The sequence below is a fragment of the Capnocytophaga cynodegmi genome (assembly GCF_002302475.1).
GTDB lineage: Bacteria > Bacteroidota > Bacteroidia > Flavobacteriales > Flavobacteriaceae > Capnocytophaga > Capnocytophaga cynodegmi.
Genome location: NZ_CP022378.1, coordinates 2,137,674 through 2,155,220, shown reverse-complemented (window position 1 = coordinate 2,155,220; position 17,547 = coordinate 2,137,674). Strand labels below are relative to the sequence as shown.

Sequence of the window (17,547 nt, the reverse complement as noted above, 5' to 3'; positions counted from 1 at the left end):
ATTTGACTTTTTCTTCTTTTCAAGATTCTTTACTTATCGGTTAATAAAACATTGATTTCCTTTGAAATATCCGAAAAGAACTGAAAAAAATCTTGTTCAAAATCGGTTTCATTATTTTGTAAAAATTGTGGAGCAAGTCGCATTTTGGAACGGAAGTCGGTACGTCTATCCATCTGATAGAATATTTTTTCGATCCCTTCCAAAGTTTGGTAACTTTCCAACCAATTTTCCTTTATCATATAAAAAATCAAATAGTTAGCACGTTCGTTAAGCAAATGTTTATGCTGCTGCAACAACATATAAAAATCCTGAACATACTCATTTAAAGGCTCTTCGGAATATTTTTGCCAATTCTTAGCTAAAAAATAATCGTAAAAAATATCAACAATCACCCCAGAATAATGCCCAAACTCAGCAATCAAACGTTTTTTACTTCTTCTGAAAATGAGATGTTCATCTGTAAAAGTATCAATTTTCCGATGAAGTAAAATGCCTTTTTGCATCATTTCTGGGTATTCCAAATATTGCTTTCCTCTGATGGTATCAGCAATGAAGTTTCCTATCTTTAGTAAATCGTCATTTCCCGATAAATAAATGTGTGCTAAAAAATTCAATTTCTGAAAAGTTTATATAGGCAAAATTAAATAAAAATGTACTTTTGCAAAACAAACATACACTTTTTAATCGATTTCATTATGCGTTGGCTTTTCCTTTTATGCTTTGTACTTTTGGGTTGCTCTGCCGCTAAGGAAAATTTTACGCACAAACAACAACCTCCAAATATTGTTCTTTTTATTGTAGATGATATGGGATGGCAAGATACTTCTGTACCTTTTGCAAAAGAAAAAACTTCTTTGAACAATACATACCATACTCCAAATATGGAACGATTAGCAAATCAAGGAGTTAAATTTACACAAGCATACGCTACGCCTATTTGTTCTCCTTCACGAATTAGCCTTTTAACGGGAAGCAATATGGCTCGTCATCGGGTAACTAACTGGACGTTAGAATATAACAAATCCACTGACGCAAAGGACGAAGACCTACAATTTCCTAATTGGAATATAAACGGATTTGCCACAGAGCCTAACATCCCAAATACATTTTACGCAACATCACTTCCTGAAATTTTACAACAAGCTAATTATCATACCATTCACGTTGGTAAAGCTCATTTTGCATCAATGGGAACTCCTGGGGCTGACCCTCTAAATATCGGATTTGATGTGAATATCGCTGGACACGCTGCTGGAGGATTGCAATCATACGAAGGAGAATCCAATTTCGGTAATATTCCATATAAATCAAGTTACTTTGCTGTTCCAGGACTTCAAGAATTCTACGGAAAAGACATTTTCATAACAGAAGCCCTCACTCAAAAAGCTCTAAAGGCTCTGGACAAACGTCCTAAAGACAAACCTTTTTTCCTTCACTTATCGCATTATGCCGTTCACGTACCTATTATGGGCGACAAACGTTTTTTGCAGAAATATCTCGACAAAAAAATGCATCTTACTGAAGCTCAATATGCAACTTTAATTGAGGGAGTAGACAAAAGTCTCGGCGATTTAATGAATTATTTAGAAAAGAATAAACTTGATAAAAATACAATCATTATTTTTCTTTCAGACAACGGAGGGTTAGATATTCTAGCCAGAGGACTTCCCCCAAATAGTTGTAATGCTCCTCTATCCAGTGGAAAGGGAACGCTTCGTGAGGGAGGAATACGAATTCCTTTAATTATTTCTTCACAGAATGGAGAAATAAGAATCAAAACTTCTCACGAAAATGTAATTATAGAAGACCTTTTTCCTACGATTTTGGAAATCGCAAAAATATACGATTACAAAACAATTCAAAAAATTGACGGAAAGAGTTTGTTACCTATTTTATCTGAAAAAGAACCTAAAACTCTTAGTAACAAACCCTTATTTTGGCATCTGCCTAACAAATGGTTCGATACCAATATGGAGCTTTCAATTGCTCCTTCAAGTGCTGTACGTGAGGGTGATTACAAGCTTATCTATTATCATAACACACAACAGAAAATGCTTTATAATTTAGCTACTGATATCGGAGAGAAGAATGATATTTCAGTCAAAAATCCTGAAAAAACAAAAGAATTATCAAAAATTCTTTCAGATTATTTACGAAATGTAGATGCACAAATGCCTATTAATAAGAAAACTGGGAAACAAGTTCCTTTTCCTGATGAAGTTAAATCAATCAACTAAAAAATAATTATTCATATGTCAGATAAGAAAGAAAATGTGCTACGGCTTCCTGCCGAATTGCTATACGCTCACGAATTGGAAGCACTCAAAATAGAAGATAAAAACGAAGAAAAGCCCTTAGGTTGGCAGCTTTCACCCAAAGCAGTACTAAAATTTATAATCGGAGGAAAAGCAAATGGTGTAGACATCACTCCTAAGTACATTGGTCATAATCGCTTGGTTGAAATTGCCATTGCTACCTTACTTACTGACCGCTCCCTTTTGCTTATTGGTGAACCTGGAACAGCCAAATCGTGGCTCTCTGAGAATCTTACTGCTGCAATCTGTGGTGACTCCAACAAAGTAATTCAGGGTACAGCTGGGACTAGTGAGGAGCATATTCGCTATTCGTGGAATTATGCAATGTTACTGGCAAATGGTCCTTCTAACGAAGCACTTATAAAAAGTCCTATTTACAAGGCGATGGAAACAGGTTCCGTAGCCCGATTCGAAGAAATTTCGCGATGTGCATCAGAGGTGCAAGACGCTTTAATTTCAATTATGTCCGAAAAAACAATTGCAATTCCCGAACTTGGAACAGAACTCTCTGCACAACGTGGATTTTCTATCATAGCAACAGCAAACACACGTGACAGAGGCGTAAATGAAATGTCATCTGCCTTGAAAAGACGTTTCAATATCATTGTGTTACCTTCTCCAGCAACGCTCGAAACCGAAGTATCTATTGTTACAAAACGTGTTGCAGAAATTTCTAATAATTATCAGTTAAAAGCAAGTTTGCCAACCAATGAAGCCATTGAAAAAATTGTTACTATCTTCAGAGAATTGCGAAAAGGAATGACTCTTGATGAAAAACAAAAATTAAAATCTCCAAGTGGCGTTATTTCCACAGCAGAAGCCATATCGCTCATCACCAATAGTATGGCTCTTGCAGGAAGTTTTGGAAATGGCTCAGTAACAGATGAAGATTTAGCTTCAGGACTGCAGGGAGCTATCGTAAAAGATGAAGATAAAGACAAACTCGTCTGGAAAGAATATCTCGAAAATGTAATGAAAAAACGAGGAGCTTCGTGGCGAGAACTTTACAATCATTGTACTGAAATCAATGGATAAAAAAATCACTTTCTTTTAAAGAATTTTGTATTCACAAGATAATTTTTCAATCACAAATTATAATAAGTAATTCAATATGAATACTTTTGGAGTTCGTCATTTATCACCTGGAGCTTCTTTCCATCTTCTGAAATTTTTGGAAAAACACAAACCAAAATGCATTTTGATTGAAGGTCCTTCTGATGCTACAGCCCTCATTACACATATCGCTCAAAAAGACGTAAAGCCTCCTATTGCGATGCTGGGATATACTACGGAACTACCTATTGAAACTGTTTTATATCCTTTTGCAAGTTATTCTCCAGAGTATCAAGCAATCTGTTGGGGAGTAAAAAGAAAAATTGATGTTCGTTTCATTGATTTGCCTTCGGAAATTATGCTAAAACTTCAACAAGAGCGTACTTACGAAAAAAATGATGAGAAAGCTGCTGATTATTACTCTTTTCACAACAAATTATACGACCAACTTGCTGAAAAATATGAAGAAACAGACTATGAAAGTTATTGGGAACGAAATTTTGAACACAACCTAAATGAAGATATTTTTCGTCAAGGATTGGACTATCAATCTGAACAAATCAGGGAGCTTGTCATGGAAAAAGAATACGAGTCGGTTCCTTATGATTTTTCCTACAATATGATTCGGGAATCCTATATGAAACGAGAAATTCAAAAAGCACTAATTCATTACAAACCTGAAGAAATTGCAGTAATTGTCGGAGCGTATCATTTGGCTGGTATCCGTAGCAATTTACCTGCTATGACCGATGAAGAACTCAAAAAACTACCTCGAGCTAATTCAAAAATTACCCTTATGCCCTACTCCTACTTGCGTTTGAGTAGCCGAACGGGATACGGAGCAGGAAATAAGGCTCCACACTACTTTGAATTAATGTGGCAGGCAATGCAAAATGGAGAATTAAGCAATTTGTCCGCTATTTATCTTTCTAAAGTAGCCTCAGAATTACGAAAAAAAGGAGATAATGCCTCATCAGCAAGTGTAATCGAAGCCATTCGTTTGGCGAATGCCTTAACTTCAATGCGTGGTGGTACAATGCCCGTTCTGAAAGACTTGCACGATGCTGTAACTACGTGTTTTGGAGCAGGAGAATTATTTTCTGTTGCAGAAGCCATCAATAGGGTTGATATTGGGACAGCCATCGGAAGTTTGCCTGAAGGTGTTGGTCAAACTCCTGTGCAAGAGAATGTAAATCAAGAATTAAAACGTCTAAAACTAACACAATATAAATCAGCCGTTGCTCAGGAATTGGTGCTCGATCTTCGAGAAAATCTGAAAGTGAAAACCAAAGAAGCGGCTTTTATCGACCTTAATCGTTCTATTTTTTTGCATCGTTTAAGTGTTTTGGGAATTCTTTTTGCAGAAAAACAAAAAACATCGCAAGATAGTGCGACTTGGGCTGAAAAGTGGACATTACAATGGTCTCCTGAAGTGGAAATCCAAATTGTTGAGGCCAATTTAAAAGGAGAAACTATTGAAATTGCAACAGCTTTTCATCTTAAGGAACTACTAAACGAATCAGAAGATATCTCAACTGTGGCTTCCATTGTTCGACAGGCGTGTGAGTGTCATCTTACAAATTTATTTGAAAACGCTCTCAGCACACTTCAACATTTACTCATTGATTCGAACAGCTTTACAGAAGTTGCAAATGCTGCACACGAATTAGCCATACTAATACAATATGACGACCTTCGGCAATTTGACTTAGAACCGTTGAAACCTGTACTGCAACAATTATTTCTAAGAGCTTCTCTTTTGTTAGTAGACGCTTCATCTTGTGATGAAAAAGCATCAAAAAATGTAGCACAAGCAATTAACACGATGGAGCTCATTTCACAACAACAATACGATTTAGTAGATGTTGAAACTTGGCAAAAAGAACTTTCACATCTTGCTTGGAGAGATGATTTAAATACTCGGCTTTCGGGAGTTGCTTTTTCTATCTTATTGGAACACAATATAGTTTCAGAGGAGGATTGTGCAAAGGAAGTTTCACGAAGACTGTCCATTGGAGTCCCTGCTGATTTGGGAGCAAGTTGGTTCGAAGGGCTTTCGGGCAGAAATCGTTATGCTCTTCTTTCAAGAATATCACTTTGGAAAGAACTCGATTTGTACATACAGCAATTAGACGATGATGAATTTCTCCGTTCAGCGGTATTTCTTCGTAGAGCTTTTGCCGACTTTGAACCTAATCAAAAAAATAGCATCGCAGAGTTACTGGGTGACCTCTGGGGGACTGGTTCTGAAGCAACAGCCGAAACTCTACAAGCTGAATTAACGGAAGATGAAACCTCGAAGTTAGAGGCTTTAAACGACTTCGACTTTGATTTTTAATTTTTTTCCTTATATTTGTGCTTTAACCTAAAAAATTAAGACTATGTCATTTACATTACCGAAATTACCTTATGCTTATGATGCTTTAGAGCCTCATATCGATGCTCGTACAATGGAAATCCATCATACTAAGCATCATAATGCTTATACAACTAATTTAAACACAGCTATTACAGGCACCAATTTGGAAGGAAAAACCATTGAGGAAATCCTTAAAAATTTGGATATGAGTAACGGAGCCGTGCGCAACAATGGAGGTGGTTTTTATAATCATAATCTATTTTGGGAAGTAATGTCCCCTAGTGGAGGCGGAAAACCAACAGGAGATTTAGCTAAAGCCATTGACGAAAAATTTGGAAGTTTTGATGCTTTTAAAGAAGAATTTGCCAAAGCGGCTGCTACTCGTTTTGGTTCGGGATGGGCTTGGCTTTGTGTACACAAAGGTGGGAAATTGGAGGTTTGTTCTACCCCAAATCAGGATAATCCTTTGATGCCTGACACAGGTTGTGGAGGAAAGCCAATTCTTGGATTAGATGTTTGGGAACACGCCTATTATCTGAATTACCAAAATCGTCGTCCTGACTATATCCAAGCATTCTTTAATGTAATTAATTGGGAAAAAGTAGCTGAATTATTCGCTAAACACAAGTAATTTAGAATATTACTCATTAAAAAAAGCTCAAAAATCTGATGATTTTTGAGCTTTTTTGTTTTTCTATTTATTTTCGGTTGAAGGCTCTTCTATAATTTTACCTCCCTTGCCAAAAACTTTATGCATCAATTCTTTAAAAGTACTAAAATCAACTGAATAAGTAATACCTGCACCTTGAGTATAGCCTATTCTGTCCAATAAATATTGTTGCCACTCATTCTCTCTGAAGAAGAATTTTGCTGTGAGGTTTCCTGTTTCCGTCAAACGAAGTACAACCTCTGCATTTCCTGCCACAGCCGTTCGAGTTACACCCCCAACAGGAATTCCCACCTTAGCATTTACAGAAGCCCATTCTGTAATTTGTGTAGAAAAGGTAAACCCTAAACGGTCGCTATTATTTATTTCCGAAGCACTATCTATCGTTCCAGCCTCGTATGAAACCCCTAAATTTAGTTTGTTATCTTCATCTGAAAGTAATTGATTGAAAAGCCCCGCAGCTGTCTCAAAAAGATTATGTGCCACCAAACGATTATCTGTATTTCGCTCACTCATAAACGAGCCTTGGGCCAATAACGAAAAAGCTTGTAATCGTTTTCGGTCTTCGTCTGCCATTCGATAATTCAATTCGGAAACCAAGCTCGGGTTGCTATCTGGAAATGTAATGTCAAATAATGTTTCAGGTTGCAACAATTCTCCTTCAAGCTTAATAACTACCTGTGTAGGAATTTTTCGATTATATTGTGATGATTCCAACAACACTGACGGATTGGCATTCAAAGTGTAAGCCGCTTTCAAATCACGCAATGTCGCCTTTAGTGGGTCGCCACTCCAAGAAATAGAACCACCAGGAAGAACCGTAAACCTTTTATCTATAATATTTTCATACTTAAAATTATAGTACCCTGAATACGTGATAAAGTCACCCCACATATTGAATTTTCCGTTAGTATTAATCTCAATAAGAAGTGTTCCCTCTCCACGACCAACAAGATTACTACCTGTTTTCTTATCCATAATAATTTCAACTTCAGCATTAGGCATCACGTCCATATTGAACTTAAGTTCCAATCCTTTAACCGATTCCAGAGTGCGTTCTACCTTAATGTTTTTATTTCCTTTTTCAATGAATGTTATAAAGGAATCATCTCCTACCCCTTCTGAATCGGCAAGCGGAATTTTGAAAGCTGTTCCTTCCTCCGTTTTAGCATCTACTGATATAACTAACTCATCTATAGCTCCTTTAACTGTAGCTTCTCCTTGTATAAATCCTGTTCCGTAGAAAAGTGCGTCATCGGTGTATTTCGTATTTAAAACTAAAAATCGCTTCCCTAATGACTTTAAAGTTAAATCAAAAAACCAATCAGACAGATTGTTGTGCCGTATCGAACCATCAAATAAAGCTTGAGTTTTGAAAGCCGTATCGGTAAGAGTCCAATTTCTGAGTTCAAAAGTTTGATTATTAACTTTTATTTTAGCATTATCCTGAAAATCAGCATTCAAATTTAAATATGTGATTCCCATTCCTCCTTTTTGAATTGAAAGCTCTCCGTCCATTTTAGGATTTTCAATTTTCCCTTTTATATCAATTCCTCCTGAAAGCCAACCTCTTAAATCAAATAAAATTCCTTCTGCAAACGGATTAAAAGGAGCTAAATTAAAATCGTGGAAATTAGCTTTCAAATCTAACAATGTTCCTTCTTTTCCGTCAAGATTAATTTTGCCTCCCATTTGGAAACCTCTCGTTTTTCCATTGACAAAATGAGCAGAAACATCGAAAGAAGATAAATCATCATTTCCGAAGATACTTGCCTCTAAATCACCATAATCATATCCATTCAAACGGAAATAACGAATAAACAAATCAGATGATGGATAGAACAATTTACCTTTTTGAACTAATGATAAATGTCCGTGCATTGTTCCCCTCAAATCTAATCCCTTCATTTCGGGTGTAACTTTTTCTAACGAAACATTATTAGCTACAATATGAATATTTTTATAATCATTTTTGGTCACTATTCCGCTCAAATTGATATGTTGGTTGCGGTGAGCCATTCTGAAATTATCAATTTTGATAGTATCAGCAGTACGATTGATTATAATTTTATTTTGCTTGTTGGAATTATCCCGATTGATAAACCAAGCACTTTCCTTAAAGTTAAATAAGGATTTTTTTAAACCAATTATAGATTCTTGTTTTTTGTTAAGTGTATGATAGAAATTAAGTTCGTAAACGTCTTTTCCTGTGTCTCCTCCCTTAAATTCTGTACGGAAAAATAGCGTATCCTTAATTGTCGCGTTAATTAAATTAAAATCACTTATGGTGTACATTCCTAAATCCACTTTTTCTACCTCAAAAAAAGTATTGTAAAGCGGATTTTTATTATCTATTTGCAAGTTTACGTTATCAATTTGATAATCATACGCATTAATATCAGGAGATTTTAGCTGCATTTTAAAACTTCCTTCATCAGCGACTATTTTCCCTTTCAGCGTTGTATTCTTCCCAATTTTAACTTTAGGAACAAACACCTCAACTATCTTATTGTATATATTAAAATTAAAATCAATATATTGGTTTTCAGATATTTTATATGGATTATAATGCGTATAAATACTACCTAAGGCATTTTGCAGAATTCTTTTAGCTTCTGCCATTTTAAATCTTCCTTCCAATTTACCACTGATTATATCAGGTGAATTGATGGTAATTTTCTTAATTCCTTCCTTTGAAATTGAGGAAGTTACCTCAAAATCACTAAACGAAAACACATCAGCAGAATTGGTATATTGTGCATTTTTGAAACTTATGGTTCCAACAATATCGTCTAAGTTATTTCCTTGAATATCAAAAACAATACTTCCTTTGAGTTTAGAAATTGAATCTGACTCCATAAACTTGAGTGCATACAAATCTGCTACATCAACATTAGCTTGAAAATCAAACTTCGAATTATTTTTTGAAAAATCTGCCAAACCACTAAAATCCATTTTAAGATTTATATCATTGGCTGAAATTCTTCCGTTAAAAACTTTATTTTTAAACTCTCCATCTACTGAAATATTATTGTACTCATACCCATTAAATTGGAAGGTTTCTGCTTTTCCGTATGCTTGCATTTTCAAAGAAGCCAAATCAACCCCACTTCCTTTCACAGTCATATGAGCTGTTAATTTTCCAAAAGAACGATCAGCAAGTAAGGCACCAAAATCAAGCCCTTGTGTTACTATGGTTCCTTTGTATCCCATATTATTTATATCTTCCAAATTTTCGAGCATTCCATCAACAGAAGCATTTCCTTTGTTGGAACGTAATTCCAAATTTGCTTCCAAAGCCGAGGTTGTGTACAAAAGGTCGCCGTGAACAGAAAACATTTCCAAACGCTGCACCTCTGACGGAATATTTTGCCCCAACAACACAGGCATCAACGTAGCCAAATCATTGTAAATGGTTTCCAAATAAACATCTTTTCCTCTTATGATGATTTTTTTTCTGTCGTCAAGTAAATTTTTAAAAGCAAAATTACCCTCAACAATTGTGTTTTGATAAGCAATTTCTCCTTCAGAGACTTTCAAATCATTTAAAACACCTTTTATTGATAAATTTTTTATATTCAATGACTTACCCAACCCAAACCCATTGTAAAAGGTATTCAAATCCGTGGTTTCCAAACTTGCTTTTGAAATTTTAGCATCAAGAAGAACCTTATTCTCAAAGTCATCAAATCCTTCTTCGGTGGGAAATAACTTTACATACCCTTCAAGTGATGATTTATCGGTTTCAAAAACTAAATTTTCAACACTCATAAGTGAATCTGTAAAAGCAAAATTTGTTTCTAAATTAGTAACATACAGATTTTTATCATATATGAAGTTTGCCTTTTGAACATCAAAAAATATTTCTGAATCTAAAATCTTGAAATCTTTCAAGTTAATATTCATATTTTCAACTCTTACAACAGAAGGATTCTCTTTATTTTCATCAGAAATATAACAGTTACTATTGGTCAAGTTAATAGACTTGGCTTTCATTACAAAACCTCCTGTACTGGGCTTATCTGAATCAAATTTGGAAACAAATACATCCAAATTTGATATTGTATCTCCCTTGTGAGTTTTCATATTGAAAATCAGCCTATCAGCCTGAAGTTTACCAAAATACAAATTTCCTTCTGTGAGTTGTTTAAAATTCAAAATTGACGTTTCCAACTCCTTTGCGGCAATCAAAGTATCTTTTCTAAAATCATTGATTAACAATTCTTTAATAGATACTTTACCATTTATTTTCAGATGTATCTTCTCTATCTGTATGTCCACATCATAGTCCGTGTTGAGCCAATTCACTACCTTTTTGGCAATAAACGTTTGAGTTACAGGTAACGTTAATAACAAAGCAACCACTCCTAAAATCAGGAGCGTAATCCATACAAACCGAAATAATATTCTACCAAATCTTCTGATTCTAAGCATCAAAATTTTTCTTTAAGTGTTAAATCTTATAGATTGCAAATTTAGATTTATTCTTTAACAGCGACAAATTTTTTTATAAGTATTTACAAATCTATTGGTTAAGAGTAAAAAATCAAAAGTAATACAACCCAATATAAATACATTTAAAAATGGTTAGAAAATTTCTTGAATATGAAGTGACTGAAAAGTCTGAAATTGTAAAATCATACACGTTGTTGTATCATTCAAAAGAAAATATAACAAAAGAAAAGTGCAACAAATCGTAATCATTAATATAAATTTTCTTTAACTTATTGATAACTAAACACACGTTAAATATGTGTAAAAAAATATATAAAAATAAATTGTTTTTTGATTTTATATGTCGTACATTTGTAGTCCGCTTATTTTAGGTTTTTAATAAAAAAAGCGAGAAAAAACATTTGGAAACAAAAAATAAAGACTATAAAAGCTTATTCAATTAAGAAAAACTTAAAATTTTAAGAATAAAATTATTAATTTAAAGACGTAGATATGGTAAATTTGTTAAGAAAATCTGGACGTACTGGTACGCGATGGATTTTGCTTGCGTTACTCACACAAGGATTTTGGACAGTTTCTGCCTCTGAAAAAATTGAGGCTCCTTTAACAGACATTCTTGTTCAACAGCAAACAAAAAAAGTTAGCGGTGTCGTAACTGATGCTTCTGGTGTTCCTCTACCAGGAGTTAGTGTTTTAGTAAAGGGAACAAGTATTGGTGTGGCTACTGATTTTGATGGTAACTTTGAGGTTAATGTTCCTGAGGACAAAACAGAATTATTGTTCTCATACATTGGGTTCAAAGAACAAACAATCAAAGTAAGTAAGTCACAATCAGGATTGAAAATTGTTCTGCAAGAGGATGTTATGGAATTAGAAGGTACCGTGGTAACTGCCTTAGGTATCAAACGCCAAGAAAAAGCTTTGAGCTACAACGTTCAGCAAATAAAATCCGATGACTTAACCAAAGTTAAGGAAACAAACTTTGTTAATAGTTTGAATGGTAAAGTTGCTGGGGTTAATATTCAAAGGAGTGCATCTGGTGTTGGTGGTGCTACCAAAGTGGTAATGCGAGGTTCTAAATCACTTGATGGTAACAATGGAGTGCTTTATGTAATTGATGGTGTGCCGATGTTTAACTTCCAATCAAGAAAAGGTGGTGATGGAAAATTCGCTAAACCAACAGGGGGTGAAGGTATCTCAGATATTAATCCAGATGATATCGAAAGTATTAACGTACTTACAGGACCTTCTGCGGCAGCACTTTATGGTAGTGAAGCAGCTAATGGTGTCATCCTAATCAACACTAAAAAAGGTAAAGATGGTAAAATGGAAGTTAACCTTTCAAGTGGTGTAGAATTTATGACTACAGGTGTTGTTCCTGAATTTCAAACTACTTATGGAAGTGCTTCTGGTTCATCATCAAGCTGGGGAGAAAAGTTAGCTACACCTTCTAGTTACGACCCCTTGAAGTTTTTTAGAACAGGGACTAACATAAATAATTCATTTACACTTTCTACAGGGAATAAACAAAATCAAACTTTTGTTTCTCTTTCACAAACAGATGCAGCAGGTATTGTCCCTAACAATGCATACTACCGTTACAATGTGGGTGCTAGAAATACCTCTTCTTTCTTAAACGACAAGTTGCATTTAGATATTAGTGCGAATTATATCCGACAAGGTGATCGTAATATGATAAATGGTGGTGGGTACTACAACCCTCTATTTGCTCTTTACTTAATGCCTAGAAGTTTGGATTACAGAGATTTTGAAGTTTACGAGCGTTACAATCCATCAAGAGGAATTTACGAGAAGTACAAAAATCCTTACACGGACGAAAACGATAAAATAGGAAGTCTTTTTGCTGAAAATCCTTACTGGATTGTTAACAGAGAGCTATTCCTATCTAATAGAAAACGTTATATGTTCTCAGCTAGTTTGAAATATGACATTTTGGATTGGTTAAACATTTCTGGACGCGTTCGTATTGATAATTCTGAAAACACTTTGGAGGAAAAAATATATGCAAGTACTACTCCTCTTTTGGCTATTTCAGAAAAAGGACGATATGCTAATTCAAGTTTAAAATATGACCAAACTTATGCTGATGTTATTTTGAATGCGAACAGAAATTTTGGGGAAAACTTCAATTTAACAGCTAACTTAGGAGCAAGTTATAATGACAGATACAACCACGGAATTTCAATCGGAGGCCCTTTGTTGTATGTTCCTAATTTATTCTCAGCCAACAACTTAGACCCTTCTAAACCAGGTCAAGGGCAAACTTATGACAGAAATAAAAACGTTGCTATTTTTGCAAGTGCGGAGTTAGGCTATAAAGGTATGTTATACCTATCATTAACAGGACGTAATGACTGGTCTTCTCAGTTGGTAAATTCTGTAGAGCCTTCTTTCTTCTATCCTTCAGTAGGTCTTTCAGGCGTAATTTCAGAGATGGTTTCACTTCCTGAATTTATTACTTACTTGAAAGCACGTGCTTCTTATACTGAAGTAGGTTCTCCTATCAGTAGAACAGGTCTTACTCCTGGTACTATTACCTATCAGTTAACTGCTGCTGGATTACAATCAAATTCAACGTATCCTTATCCTGAATTTAAAGCTGAAAGAACACGCTCTTTGGAGGCTGGGTTGAATGCCAAATTCTTCGGAGGAGCTTTAGGATTTGATTTAACTCTCTATAAATCTAATACATATAATCAGTTCTTCGAGCAAGAATTATCAGCTTCTTCAGGATTTACTAAATTCTTCTTACAAGCTGGTAATGTTGAAAATAGAGGAGTTGAATTAGGTGTAAACTTCAATAAAGACATTGTTAAAGATTTCAATTGGAATACATCACTTACCTATACTAGAAACGTGAATGAAATCATTGAGTTAGTACGTGATTACAAAAACCCTTTCACTGGAGAGTTGATGAATTTCACAGAAACACGAAGAGGAGGATTCTTATTGAAAGAAGGAGGAAGTATGTCTGATGTAACCGTTTCAGGAGTTTTATTACGTGACGTTAACGGAAGACTAATCGAAAACAATTCTGGCAAATACGAAGTTGACAAAACCCAAGAGATAAAAGTAGGACGCTCAACTCCTGATTTTTCAATGGGTTGGAGAAACTCTTTTTCTTACAAAAACTTCGACTTTAGTTTCTTATTCAACGGAAACTTTGGTGGTGTAGTTCTTTCTGGTACTCAACCAATGTTAGATGCTTTTGGAGTATCTAAAGCTTCTGGTGATGCAAGAGACAATGAGGGAGTTCTTGTAAATGGAGTTAAATACCCAGCACAAAAATATTATGAAAGTATTGGAGGAGAAGAAGCTTTATTAGGTTATTACACTTATGATGCAACAAACGTTCGCTTACAAGAGGCTTCTTTAAGCTATTCATTAGATGGAAAAATCCTTAATGATAAAATAAAAAGATTAACGTTTTCATTAACAGGAACAAACTTATGGATGATTTACAATAAAGCTCCTTTCGATCCTCAACTTACAAGTGGAACAGGAACGTATGCAGCAACTGAATTCTTCCAAATCCCAAGTATGAAAACATATGGATTTAGCGTTAAATTGCAATTTTAATTAAATAAAGAAGATGAAAATGATAAATATAAATAGATATAGAACAATTTTACTATCATCTATATCGTCAATGGTTCTGCTTTCTTCTTGTACAAAGGATTTTGCAGAAGTAAATACAAATCAATTACTACCTGACGGACATCAAAAAACACTTGATGGATTAGCTTCAGGTGGGCTTTTTCCAGGATTCATTCAAAATGTAATTCCTACTCGTAGTCCAGGGCAAGATACTGACTTACCTAACAGATATCAAGTAGCTTTAAATTTGGCTGGTGACAACTGGTCTGGGTATTTTTCTCCAGGAAATAGTACTTGGAATGACAGTAAAAATTACACAAACTACTATGTTATAGATGGATGGTCAAACTATGCATTTAGTACAATGGTGGAGAGAATAATTAATCCATTTATGGAGATTAAGGCCGCAATGCACGATGTAGAGATTGCAGAAGATAAGTCATTGATATATCATAAGAAAGATTTAGCAAGTCAGAGTGTTTTCTCTGTTGCCCAAATCATTAAAATAATGGCATATCATAGAACTACAGATATGTTTGGACCAGTTCCTTATAGCAAAATTGGTGCAGGAAGATTAACAGTTCCTTATGATTCTCAAGAAGATGTATATCGTTCGTTTTTAAAAGAATTAGATGAAGCGGTAACTACATTGAATGAATACTTTGCTTCAGGAGGTTCGAAAATTATTGCAGATTACGACCCTGTTTATCAAGGAAACACTGCTAAATGGATTAAATTAGGAAACTCTTTGATGTTGCGTTTGGCAATGCGTGTTCGTTATGCTGATGCGGCCTTAGCCCAAGAATATATCAAAAAGGCGTATGAAAATCAGGGAGGCCTATTGGCAGGAAAAGAGGATATTGCTAAATTGCAAACAAATGGCAAATTTATTTACTTCAACTCTGTAGAGTTATTATGGAAAACATATGGTGAAGTAAAAATGGGAGCTACCATTTATTCTTATTTGAAAGGGTACTCTGATCCTCGTATTGCTAAATATTTCCAAAAAGGAGTTGATAGTAACAAAGAAGATTACTATGCAGTACGTTCAGGAATTACAAAAATTACAGATAACCGCTACAAAGACTTTTCTAACCCTAACATACAGGAAAGTACTCCTACTTACTGGATGAAAGCATCGGAAGTACAATTCTTGTTGGCAGAAGCTGCTCTTTTTGGAATTATTTCTGGGGATGCTGAAGAGTTTTATAACAAAGGAATTGCACTTTCTTTCCAAGAAAATGAATTACCTGTGGACTTGTACACCTCTACATCTGGTACTCCAGCAAACTATACAGATTCCAAAAATAATAGTTACAACGCAGATGCTGTAAGTACTGTTGACAAAAAATGGAATAAAAGTTATTCAGAAGAAGAAAAGTTAGAGCAAATTATTACTCAAAAATATCTGGCAATATACCCTGATGGTCAAGAAGCTTGGACTGAATGGAGAAGAACAGGATATCCTCGCATGTTCAAGGTGCCTGTAAACAATTCAAACGTATCTGCAAAAGATATTAACGCATCGGGAACAGATGGAGGAATGCGTCGCTTGCCTTTCCCTCTTAATGAGTATCGTTTGAATAGTGACAATGTGAATGCAGCAAAAGCCTTGTTAGGAGGAAACGATGATGCTGCAACGAATGTTTGGTGGGACAAAAAATCTAAAAAATAATGTGTATGAAAAAGTATATAACTATTTTAGCTGTCGCTTCTATCGCTTTTACATCTTGCAATAAAGAGTGGACAGAAACAGAATCAAAGGCTTCTGAATTTGAAGAGGTCGCTCTTAGTGACTTAAAAGAAAAACGAGATGGTTTCAAGTGGATTGCTGAAGCAGAAAGAACCGAAGAAAACAAAAAGGCTTTGGAAGTTTATTGGGCTCAACTCAGAGAGTATAAAGAGAAAACTTGGCTTAATGGAGGTGAAGCAGTGGGACAAAAGCCTATGGTTTACTTTTGGTTCTCGGGGAATTTTTGGACTGCTCAAAAAGGGGTAGCTAAAACTTGGCTACAATCTATACCTGACTCAGTATCTTGTATTTCTTTCTGGGGAGGACTTGGAGGAAAACGTCCAAACGAAATTACCGAAAATATGAAAAAAGACCTTGAGATTTTTCATAAAAAAGGTAGCAAAATACTTATGTGTTGGCAAACACCAACCGTAGGAACTGCTTTACCAGGTAAAAAAGGAGATAAGGATAGTAACGGATATACTTATTTTCGCGAAAAATATCCTTTCAAAGAAAATTATAGCCAATGGCCTCAAATATATGCACGTGAACTTTCACGCTATATTATTGCTTTAGGAATAGATGGATATGATGTAGATTGGGAAACTTGTGGTGATCACGGAAGTGTAAGTGAAGAAGGAACTCCTTTGATGATTCCTGATAATAACTACGAAAACATTGCTAACTTCGTAAAGGAAATGGCTAAGTACTTTGGACCTGTGGGAGCAAATCATCACGTGAAAACTCAAGCAGAGAGAGAAGCTAACTTGAAAGCATTGTTTGATGCTACAACTAAAGGATTTCACCCTAATGAAAAAGAGTTTATAGATGAGTTTAAACCTTTTTTACCTACTGATTACCTAACAAAGAGATATTACTTTTGTGCAGATGTTCCTTGTGGAGTACCTTCTATATTTGGACACAACTCTCAGATTCCACTTTTGATAGCTGATAATCCTTTTGCTATTTACTTTGATAAGCACTTTATGCAAGATTATACAAGAAATGGTGTAAACACATCAGGAAGCCACCCTCCTATGTTAGGTGGACCTCACTATAACTCAACCAGTGCTAACTATCAGGCAGGTAACTATAAGGTTTTAGAACAAAAAGCAAAAGATGTTAGAGCGGGGAAAGTTTGGGGATTAGGTGCTTACCACGGACAAACAGACTTTGATATAGCTCATGATAACAATGAGCAATTCAAAGAGTATTTGAGAAAAAATAATATTTCTCGTAAATATTTACATTATGCTTGGACGAGAGAAGCAATCCGAATAGCAGATCCCAGACCAACTTATGCAAATTATAAAGAAATGGAACCTTATATTGTAACACCTTAATTTTG

At 35.0% G+C, this 17,547-nt stretch carries 9 protein-coding genes; 7 read left to right on the top strand and 2 right to left on the bottom strand.

The genetic code is table 11. The annotated features are described in order from the left end of the window. Nucleotides 1-29: 29 nt before the first annotated feature. A complete protein-coding gene (locus CGC48_RS09565; RefSeq protein ID WP_098029385.1) occupies nucleotides 30-614 on the bottom strand; it encodes an acyl carrier protein phosphodiesterase in 585 nt (194 codons plus the stop codon). A gap of 81 nt (nucleotides 615-695) precedes the next feature. Here CGC48_RS09565 and CGC48_RS09560 point away from each other — a divergent pair, with 81 nt between their 5' ends. The 4 genes from CGC48_RS09560 (at nucleotide 696) to CGC48_RS09545 (ending at nucleotide 6,358) form a co-directional block, all read left to right on the top strand. Continuing rightward, nucleotides 696-2,237: a sulfatase gene (locus tag CGC48_RS09560; RefSeq protein ID WP_098029384.1), complete on the top strand. Its 1,542-nt coding sequence runs from the start codon at nucleotides 696-698 to the stop codon at nucleotides 2,235-2,237. A gap of 15 nt (nucleotides 2,238-2,252) precedes the next feature. Beyond that, entirely contained in the window at nucleotides 2,253-3,350 is a 1,098-nt protein-coding gene (locus tag CGC48_RS09555) for an ATP-binding protein (protein WP_098029383.1), read from the top strand. A 76-nt stretch (nucleotides 3,351-3,426) separates the two neighbouring features. Beyond that, on the top strand, nucleotides 3,427-5,706 hold the full coding sequence (locus tag CGC48_RS09550; RefSeq protein ID WP_098029382.1) for a DUF5682 family protein: 2,280 nt from the start codon (nucleotides 3,427-3,429) through the stop codon (nucleotides 5,704-5,706). A gap of 43 nt (nucleotides 5,707-5,749) precedes the next feature. Continuing rightward, complete coding sequence (locus CGC48_RS09545) at nucleotides 5,750-6,358, top strand: superoxide dismutase (RefSeq protein WP_098029381.1); 609 nt, start codon at nucleotides 5,750-5,752, stop codon at nucleotides 6,356-6,358. A gap of 63 nt (nucleotides 6,359-6,421) precedes the next feature. On the opposite strand, the gene CGC48_RS09540 is transcribed toward CGC48_RS09545, so the two are convergent. Next, on the bottom strand, nucleotides 6,422-10,771 hold the full coding sequence (locus tag CGC48_RS09540) for a translocation/assembly module TamB domain-containing protein (RefSeq protein WP_098029821.1): 4,350 nt from the start codon (nucleotides 10,769-10,771) through the stop codon (nucleotides 6,422-6,424). A 570-nt stretch (nucleotides 10,772-11,341) separates the two neighbouring features. Between CGC48_RS09540 and CGC48_RS09535 the strand changes: the two genes are divergently transcribed. Genes CGC48_RS09535 through CGC48_RS09525 form a run of 3 tightly spaced genes read left to right on the top strand, consistent with a single transcriptional unit; the run spans nucleotide 11,342 to nucleotide 17,542 of the window. Further along, nucleotides 11,342-14,449: a SusC/RagA family TonB-linked outer membrane protein gene (locus CGC48_RS09535; protein WP_232780494.1), complete on the top strand. Its 3,108-nt coding sequence runs from the start codon at nucleotides 11,342-11,344 to the stop codon at nucleotides 14,447-14,449. 19 nt (nucleotides 14,450-14,468) lie between these two features. Beyond that, nucleotides 14,469-16,142, top strand: a complete 1,674-nt coding sequence (locus tag CGC48_RS09530) for a SusD/RagB family nutrient-binding outer membrane lipoprotein (protein ID WP_232780493.1) — start codon at nucleotides 14,469-14,471, stop codon at nucleotides 16,140-16,142. Nucleotides 16,143-16,147: 5 nt separating this feature from the next. After that, complete coding sequence (locus tag CGC48_RS09525) at nucleotides 16,148-17,542, top strand: glycoside hydrolase family 18 (RefSeq protein WP_098029819.1); 1,395 nt, start codon at nucleotides 16,148-16,150, stop codon at nucleotides 17,540-17,542. Nucleotides 17,543-17,547 lie beyond the last annotated feature (5 nt).

Coding starts and splice junctions, on each gene's coding strand:
- CGC48_RS09555 (WP_098029383.1), top strand. CDS start 2,253: ATGTCAGATAAGAAAGAAAATGTGCTACGGCTTCCTGCCGAATTGCTA.
- CGC48_RS09545 (WP_098029381.1), top strand. CDS start 5,750: ATGTCATTTACATTACCGAAATTACCTTATGCTTATGATGCTTTAGAG.
- CGC48_RS09550 (WP_098029382.1), top strand. CDS start 3,427: ATGAATACTTTTGGAGTTCGTCATTTATCACCTGGAGCTTCTTTCCAT.
- CGC48_RS09560 (WP_098029384.1), top strand. CDS start 696: ATGCGTTGGCTTTTCCTTTTATGCTTTGTACTTTTGGGTTGCTCTGCC.
- CGC48_RS09535 (WP_232780494.1), top strand. CDS start 11,342: ATGGTAAATTTGTTAAGAAAATCTGGACGTACTGGTACGCGATGGATT.
- CGC48_RS09530 (WP_232780493.1), top strand. CDS start 14,469: ATGATAAATATAAATAGATATAGAACAATTTTACTATCATCTATATCG.
- CGC48_RS09525 (WP_098029819.1), top strand. CDS start 16,148: ATGAAAAAGTATATAACTATTTTAGCTGTCGCTTCTATCGCTTTTACA.